The organism is Azoarcus sp. Soil_N_20 (genome assembly GCF_057656155.1).
Window position 1 is genome coordinate 1 of the sequence record NZ_JBDGKX010000036.1, and the last position, 5,392, is coordinate 5,392.

The window sequence follows — 5,392 nt, forward strand, 5'->3', positions numbered from 1 at the left end:
TGTCTATAATGCGCACCTCTTCACCGCGCAACGTGCTTCATAGGCGGCGGGCAGGTGGAGGGAGCAGTGGGTGTAAAGGTGTTGGAAGCGCGGTATGACGTGGTTTGGTGTTTCGGCGGTGGCGAAATAAATCGAACGACGGGGGTTGACGAGATAAGTTAAGTTGATCATAATCTCGCTTCTCTGCTGCAGGGATTGCAGCGGTTCTTTAAAAAATTGAACAATCGATAAGTGTGGGTGCTTGGTTGTTGTGACCGAGCCGCTTCGGCGGCGCAGGTATTGCAATGATTAGGTGCTCATGTCAGTAAGTGACTTTGAGTACTTTGTATGGATTGAACTTAAGAGTTTGATCCTGGCTCAGATTGAACGCTGGCGGCATGCTTTACACATGCAAGTCGAACGGCAGCGGGGGCTTCGGCCTGCCGGCGAGTGGCGAACGGGTGAGTAATGCATCGGAACGTGCCCAGTCATGGGGGATAACTACGCGAAAGCGTAGCTAATACCGCATACGCCCTGAGGGGGAAAGTGGGGGATCTTAGGACCTCACGTGATTGGAGCGGCCGATGTCAGATTAGCTAGTTGGTGAGGTAAAGGCTCACCAAGGCGACGATCTGTAGCGGGTCTGAGAGGATGATCCGCCACACTGGGACTGAGACACGGCCCAGACTCCTACGGGAGGCAGCAGTGGGGAATTTTGGACAATGGGCGCAAGCCTGATCCAGCCATGCCGCGTGAGTGAAGAAGGCCTTCGGGTTGTAAAGCTCTTTCGCGAGGGAAGAAAACGTACGGGCCAATACCCTGTGCGGATGACGGTACCTTGATAAGAAGCACCGGCTAACTACGTGCCAGCAGCCGCGGTAATACGTAGGGTGCGAGCGTTAATCGGAATTACTGGGCGTAAAGCGTGCGCAGGCGGTTTTGTAAGACAGATGTGAAATCCCCGGGCTTAACCTGGGAACTGCGTTTGTGACTGCAAGGCTAGAGTACGGCAGAGGGGGGTGGAATTCCACGTGTAGCAGTGAAATGCGTAGATATGTGGAGGAACACCGATGGCGAAGGCAGCCCCCTGGGCCTGTACTGACGCTCATGCACGAAAGCGTGGGGAGCAAACAGGATTAGATACCCTGGTAGTCCACGCCCTAAACGATGTCAACTAGTTGTTCGTAGAGGTAACTCTGTGAGTAACGCAGCTAACGCGTGAAGTTGACCGCCTGGGGAGTACGGCCGCAAGGTTAAAACTCAAAGGAATTGACGGGGACCCGCACAAGCGGTGGATGATGTGGATTAATTCGATGCAACGCGAAAAACCTTACCTACCCTTGACATGTCTGGAACTTGTGAGAGATCACTTGGTGCCTTCGGGAGCCAGAACACAGGTGCTGCATGGCTGTCGTCAGCTCGTGTCGTGAGATGTTGGGTTAAGTCCCGCAACGAGCGCAACCCTTGTCATTAGTTGCCATCATTTGGTTGGGCACTCTAATGAGACTGCCGGTGACAAACCGGAGGAAGGTGGGGATGACGTCAAGTCCTCATGGCCCTTATGGGTAGGGCTTCACACGTCATACAATGGTCGGTACAGAGGGTTGCCAAGCCGCGAGGTGGAGCTAATCCCTTAAAGCCGATCGTAGTCCGGATCGTAGTCTGCAACTCGACTACGTGAAGTCGGAATCGCTAGTAATCGCAGATCAGCATGCTGCGGTGAATACGTTCCCGGGTCTTGTACACACCGCCCGTCACACCATGGGAGTGGGTTTCACCAGAAGTAGGTAGCTTAACCTTTCGGGGAGGGCGCTTACCACGGTGAGATTCATGACTGGGGTGAAGTCGTAACAAGGTAGCCGTATCGGAAGGTGCGGCTGGATCACCTCCTTTCAAGAGAAAAGGTCACGGCGGCCAAGTATCCACAACTTATCGGTTGTTCAAGTGCAAGAGCCTCGAGCGTGAGGGTCTGTAGCTCAGCTGGTTAGAGCACCGTCTTGATAAGGCGGGGGTCGTTGGTTCGAACCCAACCAGACCCACCAAACTATCGAAGGTGCGTCGAGACAGGAAGGGGCTGTAGCTCAGCTGGGAGAGCGGCGGCTTTGCAAGCCGTAGGTCGTCGGTTCGATCCCGACCAGCTCCACCAGGGACGCGGTTCGAGAAGTCAGGCCTGCATACCGGTTGTCGGTGTGCAGGCCTGACTTCTCGGGAGACGTGAAGTTTCTCGGGCGGTTGTTCTTTAAAAAATTGGAAGAAGTAAAGTGCAGCACACCGAATGGTGTGTTGCATGGGTAGCGTGATTGCATGAATCCTGTGCGCTGTGTCAGCGGCGCGTGGGGTTCGCACAAACGAGTTCGACCTGTGACCGGATCTTCGGGCGACCGAGGGTCTAAGGTTATAGGATCAAGCGACTAAGTGCATGTGGTGGATGCCTTGGCGATCACAGGCGATGAAGGACGTGCAAGCCTGCGAAAAGCGGGGGGGAGCTGGCAATGGAGCTTTGATCCCCCGATATCCGAATGGGGAAACCCACTCCGCAAGGAGTATCCCATCCTGAATACATAGGGATGTGGAGGCGAACGCAGCGAACTGAAACATCTAAGTAGCTGCAGGAACAGAAATCAACCGAGATTCCGTAAGTAGTGGCGAGCGAACACGGAACAGCCTGCACGACTAAACCATCAATTTAGCAGAACGGTCTGGAAAGTCCGGCAACACAGGGTGATAGCCCCGTATGCGAAAAATAGGTGGCGGGTCTGAGCGTGCGACAAGTAGGGCGGGACACGAGAAATCCTGTCTGAAGATGGGGGGACCATCCTCCAAGGCTAAATACTCGTGATCGACCGATAGTGAACCAGTACCGTGAGGGAAAGGCGAAAAGAACCCCGGGAGGGGAGTGAAATAGATCCTGAAACCGCATGCATACAAACAGTGGGAGCCTCCTTGTGGGGTGACTGCGTACCTTTTGTATAATGGGTCAGCGACTTACGTTCAGTGGCGAGCTTAACCGAATAGGGGAGGCGTAGCGAAAGCGAGTCTGATAAGGGCGACATAGTCTCTGGGCGTAGACCCGAAACCGGATGATCTATCCATGGCCAGGATGAAGGTGCGGTAACACGCACTGGAGGTCCGAACCCACTAATGTTGAAAAATTAGGGGATGAGCTGTGGATAGGGGTGAAAGGCTAAACAAATCCGGAAATAGCTGGTTCTCCCCGAAAACTATTTAGGTAGTGCGTCGTACGGACACTTGCGGGGGTAGAGCACTGTAATCGTTGGGGGGGTCAATGCGATCTACCCCGCGATAGCAAACTCCGAATACCGCAAAGTGATATACGGCAGACAGACATCGGGTGCTAACGTCCGGTGTCAAGAGGGAAACAACCCAGACCGCCAGCTAAGGTCCCAAATGCATGGCTAAGTGGCAAACGAAGTGGGAAGGCCTAGACAGCTAGGAGGTTGGCTTAGAAGCAGCCATCCTTTAAAGAAAGCGTAATAGCTCACTAGTCGAGTCGTCCTGCGCGGAAGATGTAACGGGGCTCAAGCCATGAACCGAAGCTGCGGATGTGCCTTATGGCACATGGTAGGGGAGCGTTCCGTAAGCCTGCGAAGGTGTCTCGTAAGGGATGCTGGAGGTATCGGAAGTGCGAATGCTGACATGAGTAGCGATAAAGGGTGTGAAAAGCACCCTCGCCGAAAGCCCAAGGTTTCCTGCGCAACGTTCATCGGCGCAGGGTGAGTCGGCCCCTAAGGCGAGGCAGAAATGCGTAGTCGATGGGAAACAGGTCAATATTCCTGTACCGCTCTATGATGCGATGGGGGGACGGAGAAGGTTAGGCCAGCCGGGTGTTGGAAGTCCCGGTTTAAGCGTGTAGTCGTGCTGCATAGGCAAATCCGTGCGGCTTAGATGAGGCGTGATGACGAGGACCCTTGTGGTCCGAAGTGGTTGATACCCTGCTTCCAGGAAAAGCCTCTAAGCTTCAGTCATAGAGTGACCGTACCGCAAACCGACACAGGTGGGCAGGTAGAAAATACCAAGGCGCTTGAGAGAACTCAGGAGAAGGAACTCGGCAAATTGATACCGTAACTTCGGGAGAAGGTATGCCCCGGTAGCTTGTAGGCGAACAGCCGAAGGGCGAAGGGGCCGCAGAGAATCGGTGGCTGCGACTGTTTATTAAAAACACAGCACTCTGCAAACACGAAAGTGGACGTATAGGGTGTGACGCCTGCCCGGTGCCGGAAGGTTAAGTGATGGGGTGCAAGCTCTTGATCGAAGCCCCGGTAAACGGCGGCCGTAACTATAACGGTCCTAAGGTAGCGAAATTCCTTGTCGGGTAAGTTCCGACCTGCACGAATGGCGTAACGATGGCCACACTGTCTCCTCCTGAGACTCAGCGAAGTTGAAATGTTTGTGAAGATGCAATCTACCCGCGGCTAGACGGAAAGACCCCATGAACCTTTACTGTAGCTTTGCATTGGACTTTGACGGGACTTGTGTAGGATAGGTGGGAGGCTTTGAAGCGGGGACGCTAGTCCTCGTGGAGCCAACCTTGAAATACCACCCTGGTGTCGTTGAGGTTCTAACCCAGGCCCGTGAATCCGGGTCGGGAACAGTGCATGGTGGGCAGTTTGACTGGGGCGGTCTCCTCCCAAAAGGTAACGGAGGAGTTCGAAGGTCTCCTAGGTACGGTCGGACATCGTACTGATAGTGCAATGGCAAAAGGAGGCTTGACTGCGAGACCGACAAGTCGAGCAGGTGCGAAAGCAGGACATAGTGATCCGGTGGTTCTGTATGGAAGGGCCATCGCTCAACGGATAAAAGGTACTCTGGGGATAACAGGCTGATTCCGCCCAAGAGTTCACATCGACGGCGGAGTTTGGCACCTCGATGTCGGCTCATCACATCCTGGGGCTGTAGCCGGTCCCAAGGGTATGGCTGTTCGCCATTTAAAGTGGTACGTGAGCTGGGTTTAAAACGTCGTGAGACAGTTTGGTCCCTATCTGCCGTGGGCGCTGGAAGTTTGAGGGGACCTGCTCCTAGTACGAGAGGACCGGAGTGGACGTACCTCTGGTGTACCGGTTGTGACGCCAGTCGCATCGCCGGGTAGCTAAGTACGGAAGAGATAACCGCTGAAAGCATCTAAGCGGGAAACTCGCCTCAAGATGAGACTTCCCCGGGGCCTCGAGCCCCCTGAAGGGTCGTTGAAGACTACAACGTTGATAGGTCGGGTGTGGAAGCGCAGTAATGCGTTAAGCTAACCGATACTAATTGCCCGTGAGGCTTGATCCTATAACCTTACACAACACAGTCGAACACTCGTTTGACTCGATCACCCTACCCATACTTCTTCCAGTCTTTGCCCTGCACAACCACGCAGGGAACAAGTCATAGTCTGACGACCATAGCTTCCTGG

The 5,392-nt window shown here is 54.2% G+C and carries 2 tRNA genes and 2 rRNA genes; all 4 read left to right on the forward strand.

What is annotated here, in order from left to right:
* Window positions 1-334 precede the first annotated feature (334 nt).
* The 4 genes from AC3A35_RS27645 to AC3A35_RS27660 all read left to right on the forward strand — a co-directional run bounded on the left by AC3A35_RS27645 (window position 335) and on the right by AC3A35_RS27660 (window position 5,268).
* A 16S ribosomal RNA gene (locus tag AC3A35_RS27645) occupies window positions 335-1,872 on the forward strand.
* 72 nt (window positions 1,873-1,944) lie between these two features.
* Window positions 1,945-2,021, forward strand: a tRNA-Ile gene (locus tag AC3A35_RS27650).
* Between the two features lie 28 nt (window positions 2,022-2,049).
* Window positions 2,050-2,125, forward strand: a tRNA-Ala gene (locus tag AC3A35_RS27655).
* Between the two features lie 255 nt (window positions 2,126-2,380).
* Window positions 2,381-5,268, forward strand: a 23S ribosomal RNA gene (locus AC3A35_RS27660).
* The 16S and 23S rRNA genes sit together here with 2 tRNA genes alongside, the layout of an rRNA operon.
* Window positions 5,269-5,392 lie beyond the last annotated feature (124 nt).